At 71.1% G+C, this 18,493-nt stretch carries 18 protein-coding genes; 5 read left to right on the top strand and 13 right to left on the bottom strand.

The window, feature by feature from the left end; genetic code table 11:
• Positions 1 to 29: 29 nt before the first annotated feature.
• The 3 genes from J2X60_RS12360 to J2X60_RS12350 are packed head-to-tail and all read right to left on the bottom strand — an operon-like array spanning position 30 to position 2,794.
• A complete protein-coding gene (locus tag J2X60_RS12360; protein WP_309887833.1) occupies positions 30 to 791 on the bottom strand; it encodes a sulfite exporter TauE/SafE family protein in 762 nt (253 codons plus the stop codon).
• A gap of 37 nt (positions 792 to 828) precedes the next feature.
• Positions 829 to 2,391 carry an LCP family protein gene (locus J2X60_RS12355; protein ID WP_309887831.1) on the bottom strand — a complete coding sequence of 521 codons (1,563 nt, stop codon included), beginning with the start codon at positions 2,389 to 2,391 and terminating at the stop codon, positions 829 to 831.
• Between the two features lie 55 nt (positions 2,392 to 2,446).
• Positions 2,447 to 2,794 (bottom strand): MerR family transcriptional regulator, encoded by a 348-nt coding sequence (locus tag J2X60_RS12350; RefSeq protein WP_309887829.1) that lies wholly within the window; start codon positions 2,792 to 2,794, stop codon positions 2,447 to 2,449.
• A gap of 55 nt (positions 2,795 to 2,849) precedes the next feature.
• Between J2X60_RS12350 and J2X60_RS12345 the strand changes: the two genes are divergently transcribed.
• Entirely contained in the window at positions 2,850 to 3,788 is a 939-nt protein-coding gene (locus J2X60_RS12345; protein ID WP_309887827.1) for an NAD-dependent epimerase/dehydratase family protein, read from the top strand.
• A gap of 1 nt (position 3,789) precedes the next feature.
• Here the strand turns inward: J2X60_RS12345 and J2X60_RS12340 are convergent, their stop codons facing one another.
• Positions 3,790 to 4,281, bottom strand: coding sequence for a MarR family winged helix-turn-helix transcriptional regulator (locus J2X60_RS12340; protein ID WP_309887824.1), 492 nt, complete (start codon positions 4,279 to 4,281; stop codon positions 3,790 to 3,792).
• 92 nt (positions 4,282 to 4,373) lie between these two features.
• Here J2X60_RS12340 and J2X60_RS12335 point away from each other — a divergent pair, with 92 nt between their 5' ends.
• The gene (locus J2X60_RS12335; protein WP_309887822.1) at positions 4,374 to 5,165 is read left to right on the top strand and encodes an SDR family oxidoreductase; all 792 of its coding nucleotides are present in this window, start codon (positions 4,374 to 4,376) and stop codon (positions 5,163 to 5,165) included.
• 81 nt (positions 5,166 to 5,246) lie between these two features.
• Here the strand turns inward: J2X60_RS12335 and J2X60_RS12330 are convergent, their stop codons facing one another.
• From J2X60_RS12330 to J2X60_RS12315, 4 genes are all read right to left on the bottom strand, one after another.
• Positions 5,247 to 7,580, bottom strand: a complete 2,334-nt coding sequence (locus tag J2X60_RS12330) for a glycoside hydrolase family 3 N-terminal domain-containing protein (protein WP_309887949.1) — start codon at positions 7,578 to 7,580, stop codon at positions 5,247 to 5,249.
• Between the two features lie 110 nt (positions 7,581 to 7,690).
• Positions 7,691 to 8,566, bottom strand: a complete 876-nt coding sequence (locus J2X60_RS12325) for a carbohydrate ABC transporter permease (protein WP_309778797.1) — start codon at positions 8,564 to 8,566, stop codon at positions 7,691 to 7,693.
• The gene (locus J2X60_RS12320; RefSeq protein ID WP_309778796.1) at positions 8,563 to 9,579 is read right to left on the bottom strand and encodes a sugar ABC transporter permease; all 1,017 of its coding nucleotides are present in this window, start codon (positions 9,577 to 9,579) and stop codon (positions 8,563 to 8,565) included. Before J2X60_RS12320 ends, J2X60_RS12325 begins: the two co-directional genes overlap by 4 nt.
• Before the next feature lie 5 nt (positions 9,580 to 9,584).
• Positions 9,585 to 10,889, bottom strand: coding sequence for an extracellular solute-binding protein (locus J2X60_RS12315; RefSeq protein ID WP_309887820.1), 1,305 nt, complete (start codon positions 10,887 to 10,889; stop codon positions 9,585 to 9,587).
• Between the two features lie 148 nt (positions 10,890 to 11,037).
• On the opposite strand from J2X60_RS12315, the gene J2X60_RS12310 reads away from it, so the two are divergent.
• Positions 11,038 to 12,072, top strand: a complete 1,035-nt coding sequence (locus J2X60_RS12310) for a LacI family DNA-binding transcriptional regulator (protein ID WP_309887818.1) — start codon at positions 11,038 to 11,040, stop codon at positions 12,070 to 12,072.
• A 56-nt stretch (positions 12,073 to 12,128) separates the two neighbouring features.
• Here the strand turns inward: J2X60_RS12310 and J2X60_RS12305 are convergent, their stop codons facing one another.
• Complete coding sequence (locus J2X60_RS12305; protein ID WP_309778794.1) at positions 12,129 to 13,118, bottom strand: AraC family transcriptional regulator; 990 nt, start codon at positions 13,116 to 13,118, stop codon at positions 12,129 to 12,131.
• 119 nt (positions 13,119 to 13,237) lie between these two features.
• On the opposite strand from J2X60_RS12305, the gene J2X60_RS12300 reads away from it, so the two are divergent.
• The gene (locus tag J2X60_RS12300) at positions 13,238 to 13,684 is read left to right on the top strand and encodes a MarR family transcriptional regulator (protein ID WP_309778793.1); all 447 of its coding nucleotides are present in this window, start codon (positions 13,238 to 13,240) and stop codon (positions 13,682 to 13,684) included.
• A 160-nt stretch (positions 13,685 to 13,844) separates the two neighbouring features.
• Positions 13,845 to 14,000: a hypothetical protein gene (locus J2X60_RS12295; protein ID WP_309778792.1), complete on the top strand. Its 156-nt coding sequence runs from the start codon at positions 13,845 to 13,847 to the stop codon at positions 13,998 to 14,000.
• Between the two features lie 72 nt (positions 14,001 to 14,072).
• On the opposite strand, the gene J2X60_RS12290 is transcribed toward J2X60_RS12295, so the two are convergent.
• The 4 genes from J2X60_RS12290 to J2X60_RS12275 form a co-directional block, all read right to left on the bottom strand.
• The gene (locus J2X60_RS12290) at positions 14,073 to 14,921 is read right to left on the bottom strand and encodes a carbohydrate ABC transporter permease (protein WP_309887816.1); all 849 of its coding nucleotides are present in this window, start codon (positions 14,919 to 14,921) and stop codon (positions 14,073 to 14,075) included.
• On the bottom strand, positions 14,921 to 15,892 hold the full coding sequence (locus tag J2X60_RS12285) for a sugar ABC transporter permease (protein WP_309887813.1): 972 nt from the start codon (positions 15,890 to 15,892) through the stop codon (positions 14,921 to 14,923). Before J2X60_RS12285 ends, J2X60_RS12290 begins: the two co-directional genes overlap by 1 nt.
• The gene (locus J2X60_RS12280; protein ID WP_309778791.1) at positions 15,889 to 17,208 is read right to left on the bottom strand and encodes an ABC transporter substrate-binding protein; all 1,320 of its coding nucleotides are present in this window, start codon (positions 17,206 to 17,208) and stop codon (positions 15,889 to 15,891) included. The genes J2X60_RS12285 and J2X60_RS12280 overlap by 4 nt, the downstream gene beginning before the upstream one ends.
• 248 nt (positions 17,209 to 17,456) lie before the next feature.
• Positions 17,457 to 18,473, bottom strand: coding sequence for a LacI family DNA-binding transcriptional regulator (locus J2X60_RS12275; protein WP_309778790.1), 1,017 nt, complete (start codon positions 18,471 to 18,473; stop codon positions 17,457 to 17,459).
• Between the last annotated feature and the right edge of the window lie 20 nt (positions 18,474 to 18,493).

Genomic DNA, 18,493 nt, shown 5'->3' with positions numbered 1-18,493 from the left:
GGGGCGTCAGCGACCACCGTCCCCGCGGATCAGGACGACGCCACCGTGACGAACAGGTACACGGCGAGCGCGACCGAGCAGCACGCGATCGCGACGCGGAGGACCCCGTGCGGCACCCGCCGGGCGACGGTCGGTCCGATGAGACCGCCGACCACCGCCCCCGCGCCCAGGGCCACGGCGGCGGACCACACGACGTGCCCGGACACCGCGAACACGACCGCCGGCAACAGGTCCGCGGCGAGGAGCAGCACGTTCTTCACGGCGTTCGCACGGTGCAGGGACGGCTCCCCGGTGAGCAGCAGCACGGCGATCATGAGCACACCGGACCCGGCGCCGAAGTACCCGTTGTAGACGCCGACCCCGACGATCCCGGCCGCTGCGGCGGTGCCGTGCCCACCCGCGGCGTCACCGGCGGCCCGGGCACGACGACGGTCGATGAACGGCTGCAGCAGCAGGAGCAGTCCCCCGGCGAGCACGAGGAACGGGACGATGCGGTCGAAGAGGTGTGCCGGTGTGACGACCAGGAGCACCGCGCCCGCGAGCGAGGCGGCGACGGTCGTCGGCATCCAGCGACGCAGGACCGCGGGTTCGGCGCGGACCTCGTGACGAGCCCGGAACGCGGAGCTCGCACCGCTGCCGATCAGCGCGACGGAGTTCGTGACGTTCGCGGCGAGCGGTGGGACCCCGACGGCGAGCAGCGCCGGGTAGGCCACGAGCGATGTGATGCCGCCGGCGGTGCCGATCACCCCGGCCACCACGCCCGCGACGACGAGGATCCCGACGGTCAGCACGCTCCATGCTGACACGGCGCGGTGGCCGGGGGTGCGATCAGTTGATGCAGGTGCCCTGCTTGCCGTACGCGTTGCCGACCGGGGTGGACGACGGGGTGGCCGCGGGCGCGGACGACCCGGCACCGGACGAACCGGAGGCGCCGGAGCCGGACGACCCGGAGCGAGCGCCCGAGCCAGCCGAAACCGAGCCAGTAGAGCCGGAGCCGGGCGAACCCGAACCCGCGCCGGAACCGGACCCGGCAGCCCCCGCGGCCCCGACCGTGCGCCCGTCGGTCCCGAGCACGAGCGTCACCCCCGACACCGTGGTCGAGCGGACCGCCGTGGCTCCGGGGACCGCCGCGACGACGGCCTTCGCGGCGGCCTCGGCGCCCTTCGGGTACTCGACGACCGTGGCCGCCGTGGTGGTGGTGTCGCTCGGCGCCCCGACCACGAACCCCTTCGCCGTGAGCGCTGCCGAGGCGGCCGTCGCACCTCCCGGCAGGGAGCCGCCGTTCTGCACGGACACGTGCACGCTCGACGGGGACGCCGCCTTTGCCGCCGTGTACGCCGCGGGCGCGCCCACGATGCCCTGGATGAACGCCGGCACCGCGCCGAAGTCCACCGCCACCGTCGAGTAGCCGTCGATGGTCGGGGTCCCCGCGGTGGGGATGGTCGTCGACCGGATGCTCGACAGGTCGATGCTGCGGAACGTGTTGACGAGGCTCGGGATGCTCAGGCCGTCGTCGATCTGCACGGCGTCCCCGACACCGTGCAGCAGGTCGGACACCTTCACCGGGTTGAGGAGGGTGCCGGCGGAGAGGACCTTGCGGGCCTCCTGCGAAAGGAAGTACTGCTGGCGGACCTCGCGGTCGAGGTCACCGCGCGGGAGCCCGTCGCGCTGCCGGACGAAGGAGAGCGCCTGCGAGGCGTTCAGCGTCGAGTTCCCCGCCGGGAGGTCGACGTTCGAGTTCGGGTCGTGGGCGGGTTCGTTCAGGCAGACCTGGATCGGCCCGAGCGCCTTCACGAGCTGGTAGAAGCCGAGCAGCGAGACGCGCACGAAGTGGTCGATCTGCAGGCCGCTGATGTTCTCGATGGTCTGGATGAGGAGGCGCATGCCCCCGGCGTCGCCGCCGCCGTTCGCCGCGCCGTCCGAGAACGCGCTGTTCAGCTTGAACGTGCCGTGGCCGGGGATCGGCACCCACGAGTCGCGCGGGAACGAGATCATCGTCGCGCTGCCCCCGCCCGCGGGGATGTGCAGCACGATCATGGTGTCGGTGTTCGTCGCCCCGTCGTCGAGCTGCGTGCCGAGCTCGGCGAGCTCCTGCGGGGTGGCGTCGGCCGGACGGTGGTCGTCCCCGACGAGCAGGATGTTCTCGGCCGACCCGTCGACGTCGGCGGACGCCGAGGGGTGCGGGAGCGCCACGTGCACCTTGGTCACGGCGCTGTCGAGCTGCGCGTAGGACCAGGCCGCGTACCCGCCCGTGAGCACGAGTGCCATCGCGAGGACGCCGCCGATCGCCGGGAAGAGGGTGCGGGCTGCGCGCCGCTGGCGACCGTGTCGCACGGCACCGCGCTCGGTCGGCACGATCGGGTGCTGGCCCCCGTCAGGTTCGTCATGCATGGCGTCACCCTAGGGACGGTCGCTGCACGCGTGCGGAATCCGCCTGCGGAGCGGTTCAGCGTCCGACGCGCGAGAGCGACTCCGACAGGGCGTCCCTCGTCGCGAGGAGCCGCTGCGCCCGCGCGTCCATGTCGTCCCGGATCGCGACGACCTGGTCGATGATGCCCGAGCACTGGTCCTCGACCTTCCGGCCGCGGGTGCACGGCAGGACCTGTTCGATGAGCGCCGTCGGCAGCCCGAGGTCGAGGAGCATCTTGATCGTGCCGACGGTCTCGACGTCGGACTCGTCGTAGTCGCGGTAGCCGTTGGCCCGGCGCTCCGGTCGGATGAACCCGAGCTGCTCGTAGTAGCGCAGCGACCGCGCACTCGCCCCGCTGGCCCGGCTCAGATCGCCGATCTGCATCGTCGCTGCTCCTCGCTTGACCTTGACACTGATGTCAGAGTTTAGCGTGCCGTCCATGCAGATCTTCGTCATCGGCGGCACCGGCTACTTCGGCTCGGTCCTCGTCGAACACCTCCGTTCCGCCGGCCACTCCGTCACCGCGCTCGCCCGCTCCGAGCAGAGCGCCGCCCGCCTGCGAGCGGCCGGCGCAGTACCCGTCGCCGGCTCGATCACCGACACCGAGGTGCTCCGCACCGCAGCCGCGGCGGCCGACGCGGTGGTGTACGCCGCCTCGGACTACGCACCGACCGCGCAGTCGACCGAGGACGAGCTCGCGGCCGTCCGCGCCGTCACCGCCGGAGCAGCAGAACCCGCCGGAACGAACGGAACGCCGGGAACCACCGGGACCTCGGGCACCGCCCCGAAGCCCGTCGTCTACACCTCCACCGGACTCGTCTACGGCTTCGACCCGACGGACGTCACCGAGGACGCAGTGCTCCCCGAGGTCAGCGCCCAGCCGGTCAAGGCACAGGCCGAACGCATCGTGCTCGGCGCGCCGGGCATCACCGGGATCGCCGTCCGCGCCGGGCTCGTCTTCGGTCGCGGCGGGACCGGGCTCGTCACCGGCCTCATCGAGGCCGCGGTCACGAACGGCGCCGCGACGTACATCGGCGACGGTACGAACGCCTGGTACCCCGTGCACGTCGACGACCTCGCCGACCTGTACGTCCGGGCGATCGAGCACCCGGTCGCCGGCGTCGTCAACGCGGTCGGTTCGGTGCCGTTCACCTTCCGGGAACTCGCGGAGGCGATCGGCACCCTCACCGGCACCCCGAGCGTCTCCGTCCCGCTCGAGGTCGCCGAGGCGCAGATGGGCCCGGCGGTCCGGACGCTGACGACGTCCACGCACCTCCTCGCGACGAAGGCACGGGCCACCTACGGCTGGGACCCGTCGGAGCGGTCACTCGTCGAGGACGTCCGGAACGGGTCCTACACGGCTCCGCCGCGCCCCTGACTCACCGCGCTGGCGGGGACCAGACCGGTGTCCCGCCGACGGCCTCGGCGATGCGTCGACTGACCGCGCCGAGCTGCCGCACCTGGGCCGGCGTGAGCGCGTCGAAGACCACCCGCCGGACGAGCGCCTGGTGCGCCGGCGTGGACGCCACGACCCGCTCGTGCCCGCTGTCGGTGAGCACGGCGAGGGTGAACCGCCCGTCGGTCGGGTCGACCACGCGGTGGACCCACCCCTTCTGCTCCAGCCGCGTCACCGCGCGGGACAGCCGCGACAGGGTGCAGCTCGCGGCGGCGGCGAGCACGCTCATCCGCAGCGTCCGGTCGGGTTCGCTGTCGAGGGCGAACAGGACGCCGTGCTCGAAGTGCGTCAGGCCGCTGTCACGCTGCAGCTGCGCGTCGAGCGCGGTCGGCAGTCGTTCGAGCACGGTCGCGAGGGCGACCCAGACCTCGAGCTCCTCAGCGGTGAGCCCGGTGGTGGTGGCGTCGTCCAGCATGGGGAGAGCGTACCAGCATGACTTGCTCAGGAAAGTGAACCTGCGTACATTGACTTGCCCAGGCAAGTGAACTGACACGACAGGAGTACGACGTGGATCTCGACATCAGAGGCCGGACGGCGTTCGTCAGCGGCTCGACGCAGGGCATCGGGTACGCCGTCGCAGCAGCCCTCGCGGCGGAGGGAGCCCGCGTCGTGCTGAACGGACGGGAACGCACGGGGGTCGACGCTGCCGTCGCCCGGTTGCGAGCGGCACTTCCCGGCGCCGAGGTGTCCGGGATCCCGGCGGACTTCGCCGACCCGGCGCAGGTGGACGCGCTGCTCGAGCAGCTCCCGGAGGTCGACGTGCTCGTGAACAACGTCGGACTGTTCGGCCTGGCCGACTTCGGATCGGTCGACGACGCCGAGTGGCAGCGGTACCTCGACGTCAACCTGATGAGTGGCGTCCGGCTGTGCAGGGCACTGCTCGACCCGATGCTCGAGCGCGGCTGGGGCCGGATCGTGTTCGTCGGCAGCGAGTCCGGCGTGAACGTGCCCGTCGACATGGTGCACTACGGCGTCACGAAGGCCGCCGTGATCGCGCTCGGCAACGGCCTGGCGAAGCGGACCCGCGGGACCGGCGTCACCGTGAACACCGTCCTCGGCGGCCCGACCTGGTCCGACGGGGTCGCGGCCACGATCGAGACGATCGCGGCCGCGCAGGACGCCCCGGTCGAGGCCGTGCAGGCCGCGGTGATCGGGCAGAACCACACGACCCTGCTCGAACGGTTCATCCGGCCCGAGGAGATCGCGGACCTCGTCGCCTACCTCGCCAGCCCGCGGGCGTCCGCCACGAACGGGGCGGCGGTCCGCGCCGACGGCGGGGTGCTCACCGGGATGCTCTGATCCGGACACCGGCCACGAACGGGACGGGAGGCGCGGTGCGAGCCCGCACCGCGCCTCCCGTCCGTCCCGTCGTCGGTGCGGTCAGACCCGCTCCCAGGTGACCGTGCGCCGGTCGGACGGCTCGACCTCGCGCACCGGCCCGGTGACGCGGACGACCGCACGCGCCGTGGCGGACCCGGGGACGGGCGCGGGGCCGGTCCCGCCGCCCACCGCGACGATCCCGTCGGCGCGCACCCCACCGGTCGGTCCGGACGCCGCGGCGTGGGACGCGATCCAGACCTCCACGTCCCCGGGTTCGACCACCTTCCGCAGGGCGCGGTCGGTGAACGCGAAGCGTTGGACGGGCACGCTGAACCGCAGGCGCACGGACTCCCCCGGGCCGAGCGCGACCCGGGCGTACCCGAGCAGCTGGGCGACCGGCCGGGTGACGCTCCCCTGCACGTCGTGCCCGTACACCTGCACCACGTCCTCGCCCGCACGCTCCCCGGTGTTCCGGACGGTCACCCACGCGTCGAAGGCCCCCGCGCTGGACACGGTCGGGTCGACGACGAGGTCCTCGTACGCGAAGGAGGTGTACGAGAGCCCGAACCCGAACGGCCGGACGGGCGTCGAGTCGGTCGCGGTCACGTCGGACGGCCCGCCGAGGCGCGGGTGCAGGTACGTGTACGGCTGGGCACCGGCAGCCCGCGGGAGCGAGACCGGCAGGCGACCGGACGGTGCGGCGGCGCCGGTGAGGAGCTCCGCGATCGCGAGACCACCGCCCTCGCCGGGGAAGAACGCCTGCACCACCGCGGCCGGACGGGGAGCGTCGCCGTCGAGCGCCCACCCGATGGCGTACGGCCGTCCGGTCAGGAGCACGACGACGGTCGGCGTGCCGGTGGCGACCACCGCCTCGACGAGCTCGCGCTGGACGCCCGGCAGGTCGAGGGACTCGGTGTCGTTCCCCTCGCCGACGGTCCCGCGGCCGAACAGTCCGGCCTGGTCGCCGACGACGACCACCGCGACGTCGGAGCGCTCCGCGACCGCGACCGCGTCGTCGAACCCGGAGCGGTCGTCGCCGGTCACGGAGCAGCCCGCGGCGAACCGGACGGTGTCGGCCCCGAGCGACTCCGTCAGCGCCTCGCGCACGGTCGGGATGGCGAAGCCGAGCGGCAGGTCGGGGTGCGCGGCGAGCACGTGGTTGGCGAAGGAGTAGCACCCTTGCAGGGCCTCGGCGCGATCGGCGTTCGGCCCGATCAGCGCCACCGACGCCCCCGGGGCCAGGGGCAGGACCGGGGCCTCGGGTCCGTTCGACAGCAGCACGAGCGACCGCGCCGCGAGCGCCTTCGCGAGCGCCCGGTGCCGAGGGGTGTCGAGGTCGATCCCGGTCGGCGGCTCGTCCTCGAACGCGTCCGGGTCGAGCAGCCCGAGCCGCTCCTTCTGCCGGAGCACACGGAGCACCGCACGGTCGACGAGCGACTCGTCGACGTCACCGGAGCGGACACGGTCGACGAGCGGCCCGAGGTAGGCGTCCCCGGTGGGCAGCTCGACGTCGATGCCCGCGGTGAGGGCGAGTGCGGCCGCTTCGCCACGGTCGGCGGCGACGCCGTGCATGACCTCGAGGAACGCGACCGAGAAGTAGTCGGCGACCACCGTGCCGTCGAATCCGAGCCGTCCCCGGAGCAGGTCGGTGAGCAGGTCACCGTTCGCCGCGACCGGCACGCCGTCGACCTCGGCGTACGAGTTCATGACGCTCCGGGCCCCGCCGTCGCGCAGCGCCATCTCGAACGGCGGCAGGAAGACGTCCGCGACCTCGCGCGGCCCGGCGTGCACGGGAGCGTGGTTCCGCCCCGCCTGCGACGCGGAGTACCCGAGGAAGTGCTTGAGCGTCGCGTCCACCCCGGCGCGCTGCAGGCCCCGGACGTAGGCGGTGCCGATCGTCCCGACGAGGTACGGGTCCTCGCCGATGCACTCGTCCACCCGCCCCCACCGTGGGTCGCGGACGACGTCGAGCACCGGGGCGAGGCCCTGGTGCACGCCGAGCTGCCGCATCGAGTCGCCGATCGCCTCGCCGACCTGCTCGACGAGCTCCGGGTCGAAGGCGGCGCCCCACGCCAGCGGCGTCGGGAACGTGGCGGCCTTCCAGGCGGCGAGCCCGGTGAGGCACTCCTCGTGCACGAGTGCGGGGATCCCGAGTCGCGTCTCGCGCTTGAGTCGTCGCTGCTCCGACCACAGCCACGCCGCGCGCTCGTCCGGCTCGACGGGGCGGGTGCCGTAGACGCGGGTGAACTGGCCGAGGCCGTGGCGCGTGACGTCGGCCAGGGTGCGGCCGTCGGCGTCGTCGTGCGCCGCCATCTCCCCCTGCATCGGGGCGACCACGCCGTTCTGGTCGAGCCAGTAGCCGACGAGCTGCGCGGTCTTCTCCTCGAGCGTCATGGCGGCGAGCAGGGCGGTCGCGCGGTCGGCGCCGGTCGCGTCCTCGACGCGGCGCGGGTCGGACTGGAGGCACGGCTCGCGTCCGACGGTCCGTGTCGCGTCCGTCGCCGTCACCCCTTCACCGCCCCGGTCAGGCCGCCGACGATGCGCTTCTGGAAGATCGCGAAGAACACGAGCGCCGGGATCATCGAGAGCGAGGTGAACGCGAGCACCCGGGCGGTGTCGACCGAGTACTGGGACGCGAACGCCTGGACCCCGAGCGGCAGCGTGTAGGTCGACGCGTCGTTCAGGATGAACAGCGGCAGGAGGTAGCTGTTCCAGCTGCCGATGAACGCGAGGATGCCAACCGTCACGACGCCGGGGAGCGAGAGCGGGACGACCATCCGGAAGAAGAACCCGAGCTTGCTCGCGCCGTCGATGGCGGCCGCCTCCTCGAGCTCGTCCGGGATCGCCCGGAGGAACGGCACCAGGATGATGACCGTCGTCGGCAGGGCGAACGCGATCTGCGGGAGGATCACGCCCGCCAGGTTGTTCGTCAGGCCGAGGTCCTTCACGAGGATGTAGAGCGGCGTGATGGCGACCGTGATCGGGAACATCAGACCGGCCGCGAACAGCGAGTAGAGCGCGCCGCTCCCCCGGAACCGGTACCGGGCGAGCACGAAGCTCACCATGAGGCCGAGCACGACCACGCCGAGGGTGGTGGTGACGCCGGCGATCACCGAGTTGCCGAGCTGCTGCCAGAACACGCCGCTCGTCAGGACGTTGACGTAGTTGCCGATCTGCCACGGGTTCGGCAGCCCTGCCGGGCTCGCGGTGATCTGCGAGTTCGTGCGGAACCCGCCGAGCACGATGTACGCGACCGGCCCGATGCACACGGCGATGAACAGCAGCGCGATGAAGTACGTGCCGAGGTTGCGCTCACGCCGGACGGGTCCGGTGTCACGCTGGCGGCGCTTCGGCGCGACGATGGAGGCGGTGGCGGTCATCGGTCGCTCTTCTCGGTCAGGGCGCCGGCGGTGTCGCGGCGCAGGACGAACCGCTGGTAGACGAGGGCGACGACCAGCGAGATGAGGAAGATCACCACGGCGACGGCGTTGCCGTACCCGTAGTTGCCGGACAGGCGGCCGTTGCCGACCATGTAGGTCGCCATCGTCGAGGTCCCGGCGGTCGAGGCGATGTACTGCCCCCAGATGATGTAGACGAGGTCGAACAGCTGGAGCGACCCGATGATCGACAGGAACGCCCAGATGCGGAGCGTCGGTCCGAGGAGCGGCAGCGTGATGCGTCGCTGGATCTGCCAGTAGCTCGCGCCGTCGAGCTGCGCGGCCTCGAACAGTTCCTCGGGGATGCTCTGCAGGCCGGCGAGGAAGAGGATCACCGCGAAGCCGATGTACTTCCACGAGATGATCCCGAGCAGGGTCCACAGCGCGATGTCCGGGTTCGACAGCCAGTCGTTGCGCAGGCCGCCCAGACCGATGCTCTGCAGCAGGTCGTTCAGGGCACCGCTCGACTGGAGCATGAGGCTCCACCCGGTGCCGACGATGACCTCGGAGATGACGTACGGCAGGAAGATGAGGACGCGGATGAGCCCGCGGCCGCGGATGCGCTGGTTGAGCAGCAGCGCGAGCACGATCGCGATCGGACCCTGCACGACGAGCGAGCCGATGACGATGAACAGGTTGTGCCAGAGCACCGCCCGGAAGTCGGGGTCGGTGAAGATCACCGTGTAGTTCTGCAGGCCGACGAAGTCGACCGGGGCGCCGTAGCCCTGCCACTTGTAGAAGCCGTAGTAGGCGGCGAGTGCGACGGGCAGGATGACGAACCCGACGAACATGATCACCGCCGGACCGGCGAGGACGGCGATCTCGACCCGGGTGCGGACGTCGGTGCCCTTGCGGGCCCGGCGGGCCGGGGCCGACGGCGAACCGTCGGCCCCGCCCGTGCGACGCCCCGTCCCGGCCGGCGCTTCGTTCGAGCGCGGTGCGACGGAGGTGGTCATGTGTCTCAGCCCTTCGCCGCGGCCTGGTTGACGGTCGACACGATGTCCGAGACGGACCCCTTGCCGGCGAGCAGGTTGACGACGCTGGTGTTGAGCGCGTTGCCGACGTTCTGGCCGTAGAGCGTGTCGAGGTAGTTCGAGACGAACGGGGCGTCGTTGTACGCCTTGAGCACCGTGGTCAGGTACGGCTCGGTCACGACCGACTGCGCGTCCTTGTTCGCGGGGATCGAGTTGAACGCCTTGTAGTAGTTCTCCTGCACGCTCTTCGTGGTGACGAAGTTGAGGAAGTCGGTGCAGGCCTTCTTCGGGGCCTTCGCCGAGCAGGAGAGCCCGCCCACGGCGCCCATCATCGAGCCGGGCGCACCCTTGCCGCCGGAGACCTCCGGGAACGGGAAGAAGCCGAGGTCCTGCAGCGGCTTGCCGTCCGGGGTGAGCGAGGAGATCACGCCCGGGTCCCAGGCGCCCATGAGCTCCATCGCGGCCTTGTGGTTCGCGACGAGACCGGCTGAGCTGCCGGCGCCCTGCTGGGCCGAGGTGGTCAGGAAGCCGTCGTTGAAGGGCTTCGTGTCGAAGAAGGCCTTGGTGTCCTCACCGGCCTGCTTCCAGCACTTGTTGTCGAACTTCAGGTCCTGCGCGGTCTTGTTGAGCACGTTCGACGAGCAGGCCCGCAGTGCGAAGTTGTAGTACCAGTGCGCCGCGGGCCAGGCGTCCTTCGCACCGACGGCGACCGGCTGGATGCCCTTGTCCTTGAGCTTCTGGATGTCGGCGTTCAGCTCGTCCATCGTGGTCGGCGTGCCCTCGATACCGGCCTCCTTGAAGAGGTCCTGGCTGTACCAGATGCCCTCGGGGTCGACGTTCGTCGGCATCGCCCAGGTCTTGCCGTTCAGTTCGAAGGCCTTGAACGAGCCGTCGCTGATCCCGCTCTTGGCACCGGAGCCGATCGAGTCGGAGATGTCCAGCAGCTGGCCGGCGTTGACCATCGCGGCCATCTTGCCGCCGCCGCGCTGCGAGAACACGTCCGGGGCGGAGTTCGAGTTGAGGGCGGTCTGGAGCTTGCCGTCCAGGTCCTCGTTCTGGATGGCCTGGATCTTGATCGTGACGTTCGGGTTCTTCGCCTCGAACGCCTTGACTGTGTCCTGCCAGAAGGCCTTGCCCGGCCCGGTCGTCGAGTTGTTCCAGAAGGTCATCGAGACCTTCCCGTCGCCGCTGTCGCCCCCGGCGGCGTCGTTGCCGGCCGAGCAGCCTGCGGCCACCAGTGCTGTCGCCCCGATCAGCGCGATGGCTGCCGTGGCACGGATCTTCCTCGTCATCGTGGATCTCCTGAAGTGTCGTCGTTGACAATCAGCGACATCGACTGCCGCTGCGGAGAGCGTGCCAGGTGCCATCGAGCCATGTCAATCGATATCGATAACGTTTTCTTTACCAATTTGCGCGTCAGCTCAGCGGTACGGTGTGCACATGGACACGGCCCTCGGCATGCGTCCCGGAGCCGGCCGGGTCACCATCGCGGACGTCGCACGCGCTGCCGGGGTCTCGATCCCGACCGTGTCGAAGGTGATCAACCAACGCGACGGCGTCGCCCCCGCGACGATCCTGCGCGTGCAGGAGGTCGTCGAGCAGCTCGGCTACGAGACCTCGCTCGTCGCACGCAGCCTCCGCAGCTCGCGGACGAACGTCATCGGCATCCTCGTCACCGAGTTCGAGCCGTTCTCGACCGAGCTCCTGCGCGGGGTGTCCGGCGCCACGACCGGCACCGGGTACGAACTGCTCGCCTACGCCGGGCTCGTGACCGGTGCCGAGCAGAAGGGATGGGAACGCCGGTCGCTCTCGCGGTTGTCCGGCACGCTCATCGACGGCGCGATCGTGGTGACCCCGAGCACGGCGCTCTCGACTTCGTCGATCCCGGTCGTGGCGATCGACCCGCACACCGGCCCCGAGGGGCACGCCACGGTCGACTCCGACAACGAGGCCGGGGCCGTCCAGGCCGTCGAGCACCTCGTCGCGCTCGGGCACACCCGGATCGCGCACCTCCGGGGTCGTCCGGACCTGGCGTCGGCACAGCTGCGCGAGGCCGGCTACCGGCGCGCACTGGCGGCAGCGGGCCTGTCGGTGGACGAGTCACTCGTCCGCGACGGCGGCTACCAGGAGGACCGCTCGGCCGAGGTCGCCCGCGACCTGCTCGCCGGACCGGACCGTCCGACCGCGGTGTTCGCGGCGAACGACTCGTCGGCGGTCGGTGTGCTCCGTGCCGCAGCCGAGCTCGGACTCCACGTGCCCGGGGACCTGTCGGTGGTCGGGTTCGACGACGTGCCCCAGGCCGCGACCACCACGCCGCCGCTGACCACCGTCGCACAGCCCCTCGTCGAGCTCGGCTCGCGGGCGGTCGAGATGCTCCTCACGATGCTGCGCGGCGAGCCGACGTCGGACCACGTCCGGCTGCCGACGACCCTGCGCGTGCGCCGGAGCACCGGACCGGTGCCCGCGGACCGCTGACACCGCGCGGCGGACCGCACCGTCAACGCCGCACCGTCAGCGGCGGACCGCGACCGTCAGCGCCGCAGCGTCTGCTTCGGGTACTCCCCGAACCGCTCCGCGTACGCCGCCGAGAACCGCCCGAGGTGCGCGAACCCCCACCGGCGCGCGACGTCCCCGACCGCCCCGGCGAGCGGATCGGTGTCCAGCAGCTCGGCGCGCACCCGGTCGAGGCGCACCTGCCGCAGGTACGTCAGCGGGGACACGTCGAACACCCGACGGAACGACTCCTGCACGGAGCGCACGCTCAACCCGGACGCCGCCGACAGGTCGCCGATCGTGACGGGCTCCGCGGCGTGGTCGTGGACGTACTCGACCGCGGCACGGAGCCGGGCGTTGCGCGGTTGCCCGAGCACGGCGGGCAGGTCGTCGAGCTTCGGCGGGAACATGTCGAGGAAGACCTCGGCAGCGGTGACCTTGGCGGCCTGCCAGGCGACGGAGTCCGTGCCGCCGACGCGCAGCGACCGTGCGAGCGCCGTCAACGCCCCCTGCCAGCGCCGCGCCGTCTCGGACCCCGGCACGTGCCGGTCGTCGAAGCGCAGCGCGTGGTCGCCGACGTCGGTGCGCGTCACGGCGACCCGGCGGACGAACGCTCGATCGAGGTGCACGACCCGCTGGTCGTAGTCCGCGGTGCGGAAGGCGTAGTCGTGGTCCGGCGGGAAGAGCGCCGGGGCGTCGAGCGGCAGGACGTACCGCTCCCCCGACCGTTCGATCTCGGCGGTGCCGGAGCTGATCCAGGTCACGACGTAGTCGCCACCGGCCGGCACCACCCCGGAGAGGGCGCCGCGCAACTGGGACCGGCGGATGGTCACCTCCGCGTCGCCGATCGCCGTGTACCGGTAGTCGAACGGCGCCTCGGTCACTCGCGCGTCCCACCGCTCCCCGCGGTAGACCGCGCCGAGATCGCGCGCGGCGTCTTCCGGACGGCCGCCGGACACCTCGAACCGGACGGTCGCAGGTGTCGCGGTCTGCTCGTCGCCGAAGTCGTCGGTCAGCGGGTCAGCCATGCGACCTCCCGCACTGCGGTTGTCCGGATTCCGTGCCACCCCTCGTTATCTGGATACGCTGGTCGGGTGAGCGCGGCGTATCGTTGCGCGGAACCGATCCGCACCGAAGGGGCGACCGCGTGAGTGAGATCGACCTGATGGCCGCCGTCACCCGGCTCGAAGCCGCGATGGGAGCGCTCCGCGGTCGACTCCGCGAACACCTGTCGGTCTCCGGCTCCGACCTGACCGTGCTGCAGTTCGTCGCCCGCGCCGAGGCCGCCGAGCGGAAGGTGCGGGTGAAGGACCTCGCGTCGCACCTCGGCCTGAGTGGCCCGGCAGTCACGGGCACGGTCGATCGGCTCGAACGGGCGGGACACCTGTGCCGTGTCCCGAACCCGGACGACGGCAGGAGCCGGTACATCGAGCTGACCCCCGAGACCGAGCGTGCGTACGCGTCGGCGATGGACAGCACGAACGAGCATCTGCACGAGCTGTTGTCCTCCTTCACGGATCGGGAGCGGGCGAAGTACGTCCGGGTCATCGACAGGGTCATCCAGGCGCTCGAGTTCGGCGCCCCGACCCCTTGACGGCAGAGTACGGGCGCTGGCGAGCGCACCTCGAACGTTTGTCCACCAAGCGCACTTAGGTAAATTCCCGACCTACTTTGCCGGACGCGGAACGCTCTCGCCCGTACCGTCACGAGGGGACGCCCCCGATCGGGGGTACGAGGACGACGGGGAGGAAACCATGGGCAAGTACGAATCCCAGCAGGGCGTCGACCCGGTGCGCATCGAGACGTTCCGTCGGATGCGCAAGCGGTGGAAGTACGGCGAGCTGCAAGACGGTGCGGGCCTCTACGAGGACTTCTTCACCGACACCGATCGCGACCCGCGTCGCCGCTGACGACGGGTCGCGATCGGACGGGAGGCGCGTGGCGGGTCCGCCACGCGCCTCCCGTCCCGTTCCGGGCCCGGTTCAGCCCTTCACCGCGCCCGACGTCAGACCGGACACGATCGACCGGCGGAACACCAGCACGAGGATGACGATCGGCACCGTCGCCGCCACGCTCGCCGCGAAGATCTGGGCGAACGGCACGGTGAACTGCGTCCCGAACAGGGCGATCCCGACCGGGATCGTCCGGAACGAGTTCTCGCTGTTGAACGTCAGCGCCATCAGGAACTCGCTCCACGACGCCGTGAACGTGAACACCCCGACCGTGAAGAGCCCCGGCTTCGCCATCGGCAGGATCACGGAGAGCACCGTGCGCCAGGCTCCGGCGCCGTCGATCTCGGAGGCTTCCTCGATCGTCGAGGGGATCCCGACGAGGTAGTTCCGCATGATCCAGATCGCGAAGGGCAGGTTGAACGCCACGTACGGCACGATCAGTCCCGGGTAGGAGTTGAGCAGCCCGAGGTTCCGCTCGAGCAGGTACAGCGGGGTCAGCACGGCGATCGCCGGGAACACCGAGAGCATGAGCAACGAGGTCATGATCGCCGTCCGCCCGCGGATCCACCGCCCGGCGAGCGCGTACCCGGCGAGGAACGACAGCGCGAGCACGATCACCGTCGTCGACACCGACACGATGACGCTGTTCACCATGTACTGGCCGAGCGCGTTGTCGCGGAAGGCCACCACGAAGTTGTCGAGGGTGAACGACTGCGGGAAGGCGGTGGGCGGCGACTGCCCGATCTCGGACGCCGGCTTGAGCGACGTCGACACGAGCCAGTACAGCGGCAGCGCGGTGAGCACCGCGATGACGACACCACTGACGTTGACGGTGTTGATCCACTTCCGCCAGCCCTTGCGGACGCGTTGACGGGGCATCAGGCATCCCCTCCCTTCGCCTGGTTCCGGAACGCCCGGAGGAACAGCAGACACCCCGCCGCGACGATGATCGCCGTGGACGTCGCGATCGCCGCACCGGGGCCGATGTTGATGTCCTGGAAGAGCACCTTGTAGCCCATGATCGCGAGCGACTGGGTGGCGGTGCCCGGACCGCCGTTCGTCAGCACGAACGGCAGGTCGAACACGCCGAACGCCTGCAGGATGCGGAACAGCACCGCGATCGTCAGGGTCGGCGTGAGCTGCGGGAGCACCACCCGCCAGAACGTCTGCCAGGTGCTCGCGCCGTCGAGCTCGGCCGCCTCGTAGTGGTCCTCGGAGATCTGCACGAGCCCCGCGAGCAGGATGATCGCCACGAACGGCGTCGTCTTCCAGATGTCCGCGACCATCAGCCCGGTGATCGCGGGCACCGGTTCGCCGAGGATCACCGGGGCCTCGCCGAAGAGCCCGAAGAACCAGGTCGCGACGCCGTAGGTCGAGTCGTAGATGTACTTCCAGAGCTGCGCGTTCACGATCGTGACGAGCGACCACGGGATGAGCATCAGCGCCAGCATCCAGCCCCGGGTCGCCCCGAGCCGCTCGAGCACGAGGGCCACGAGCATGCCGAGCACGAGCTCGACGAACACCGTCACGACCGTGTACAGCACGGTGAACCCGAGCGCCCGGTACCAGTCCGCGCTCTGCAGCAGGGCCGCGTAGTTGCCGAGACCGAACGACCGGATCGTGAACCCCTCGTAGCCGACCTCGACGTCCGCGAAGCTCAGGACGATCGAGTAGACCACCGGGAAGATCGTCACCGCCGCGACGACCAGGAGTGCCGGGGCCGCGAAGCCCCACGCGCCCCGCGCACGGATGCGGTCGAGACGCGACCGCCCGCTGAGGCGGGACGGCGGGTCGAGGCGACCCGCGCCTCCTGGACGAGTCGACGACCGGGTCGCGGTGCCGGCGCTCACAGTGCCTCACCCTTCAGGGCGAGCGCGATGGCCGACGCCATCGTGCTCGTGCCGCCGTCGACGGACGCCTGGCCGCCGAGGATGCTGTTGCCGTTCTGGTACACACCCTGCGAGACCTTCGGGTAGTACGCCGTCGACGTCGGACGGGGCACGAGCGTGATGCCCGCGGCGGTGTCGTACGTCGGGCGCTGCTGGCGCTTCGCGTCCTCGCTCGTGAGCGACTCGCTCCGGGCCGGCAGGACCCCGCCCTCGCGGGTGAGGAACTGCTGCGCCGTCTCGCTCGACATCCAGCTCGCGAACGTCAGCGCCGCTGCGGGCTGCTGCGTGTGCGGGTTGATGTAGTTGCCCCACCCGCCGATGGTCGAGTGGTGCTCGTCCTGCCCGTCGAAGGTCGGCCGCGCGGCGAGTCCGACCTTGCCGGCGACCTGGCTGTCCGGCCCGTTCGCGATGCCCCACGCGTACGACCAGTTGCGGAGGAACGCCGCTCGGCCGCCCGAGAACGCGTCGTTCGTGTCCTGCTCCTGGTACGTCAGGGTGGCGCGCGGGCTGGCGCCGTCGGTGATCAGGGACCGCATGAACTCGAACGCACGTTTCGTCTCCGAGCTCGTGGTCTCGGGTCTCGTCAGGTCGTCGTTGAGCAGCGAGCCGCCGGCGTCCGCGACGAACTCGGTGACGTTGCAGGTGAGGCCCTCGTACACGTCGCCCTGGAACGCGAACCCGTAGCTGACGTCGCCGGTGTCGACGAGCTTCGCCGCAGTCTCGCGCACTTCCTCCCACGACCCCGGAACCTGCAGGGAGTGCTTGGCGAGCAGGTCCTTCCGGTACAGGAAGAACGACTCGTCGATGTAGAGCGGGAACATGTAGTACGTGCCGTCGACGCTCGCGGCCTGCCGGAGCCCCTCGGGGAACTGGTCGAAGAAGTCCGCACCGACGAGCTCGTTCACCGGGGTCGCGAGCTTGTTCTTCGCGAACTGCCCGGGCCACGCGACGTCCCCGAGGTAGACGTCCGGGGTGCTGCTGCCCGCGGCGATCTGGGTGGTCAAGCTGGTGCGGTTCGTGTCGGTGTCGCTCGGGGCGCTCACGATGCGCACCCGGATGTTCGGGTGCTCCTTCTGGAACTCGGCGATGAGCCGACGCCGCAGGTCCCCGCCGTCCTTCGACGCGACCTGGCCGGCCCACCAGCTGATCGTGACGTCACCCTCGGGAGGGTCAGTCGGCCACTCCTGGACCGTGGTGCGCTCGGGTCGGGTGGAGCAGCCGGCGAGCAGCAGCACCCCCGCTCCCCCGAGCAGGAACATCCTGCGGTCGATCGCCATCACGTCCTCCTCGACGTCCCCTGGTGCGAACCTGTACGTCCACACAACCAACGCGCCCTGGGTGCCCGGTGGGTGCGGCGACGGGAGGCGCGGTGCGGGGCCGACTCGCGCCTCCCGTCCGTGGAGCGGGCGCGTCCGCGCGGCGAGGCCCCGAGACTCGGCCATGCGGACACATTCGCGGTGTCGGAGCCGCGAACGTGTCCGCCCAGGCGAGACTCGGCGAGCGCCCTGCGCGCCCCGCGCGCCGGTCAGGCGGGCGCGGGTGCCGTCGACTCGGCCGTGCGGAGGGTGCAGGGCAGCAGGAAGTGCGGCAGCTCGTCGGACTTCCCGTCGAGCTGGTCGATGAGCGCGTCCGCCGCACGGGTCCCGAGTTCGCGCCCCGGAGCCACCATCGTCGACAGCCGCGGGTAGTGCTGGTCGGCGTTGGCCTCGGACGAGGCGATGCTGAGCACCGAGACGTCCTCCGGTACTCGGCGCCCGGCCGCGTACAGGCCGACGAGCAGCCCAGCGGAGGAGTCGTCCTTCATCACGAGCACGGCGCTCACGCCGGGGTCGAGCGCGAGCATCTCGCTCGCCGCGGCACGCCCGCCGTCGCTCCCCGGACCCGCGGTGACCACGGTGCCGCCGAGCCCACGCGCGGCCGTCACCTGCCGGAAGGTGGCCTCGGCGCGGAGGTGCGGCGCGTAGCCGGCCATCGGCGTGCCCTCGAGGTCCTCGAGCACGAGCGCGAACCGCCGGTGCCCGAGCGACTGCAGGTGGTCGATGCTCGACTCGATCGTGGTCTCGAAGTCGATGTCGACGAACGGCAGACCACTGCTGTCCCGGGTGCGGCCGATGAGCGTGAACGGCACGTCGAGCGCGGTGAGGACGGCGACGCGGGGGTCGTCCATCCGCACCTCCATGAGGATCACACCGTCGACGAGTCCCCCGGAGACGAGGTCGTCGAGGTCGTCGCCGGCGGGGTCGACCGGCCAGAGCACGAGATGGTAGCCGCGCTCGGACGCCCGCTCGGCAGCGCTCATGAAGAACTGCGAGGTGGTCGGGCTGAAGCGGTTGCCGGTGGTCGGGAACAGCAGCGCGATGATCCGCGTGCGGCGGCTCGCGAGCGCCCGAGCGACGACGTTGCCGCGGAACTTCAGCTCGCGCATCGCCGCCTGCACGCGGGCGGTCGTCGCGGGGGTGACGTACTTCGTGCCGTTCACGACGAAGGACACGGTGGCGATCGACACACCCGCCCGATCGGCGACCTGCTGCATCGTGGCCATGCCGCTCAGCCTACCGTCCG

It is taken from the genome of Curtobacterium sp. 320 (assembly GCF_031455235.1).
Taxonomy (GTDB): Bacteria; Actinomycetota; Actinomycetes; order Actinomycetales; family Microbacteriaceae; genus Curtobacterium.
This window is presented reverse-complemented; position numbering and strand designations above follow the sequence as displayed.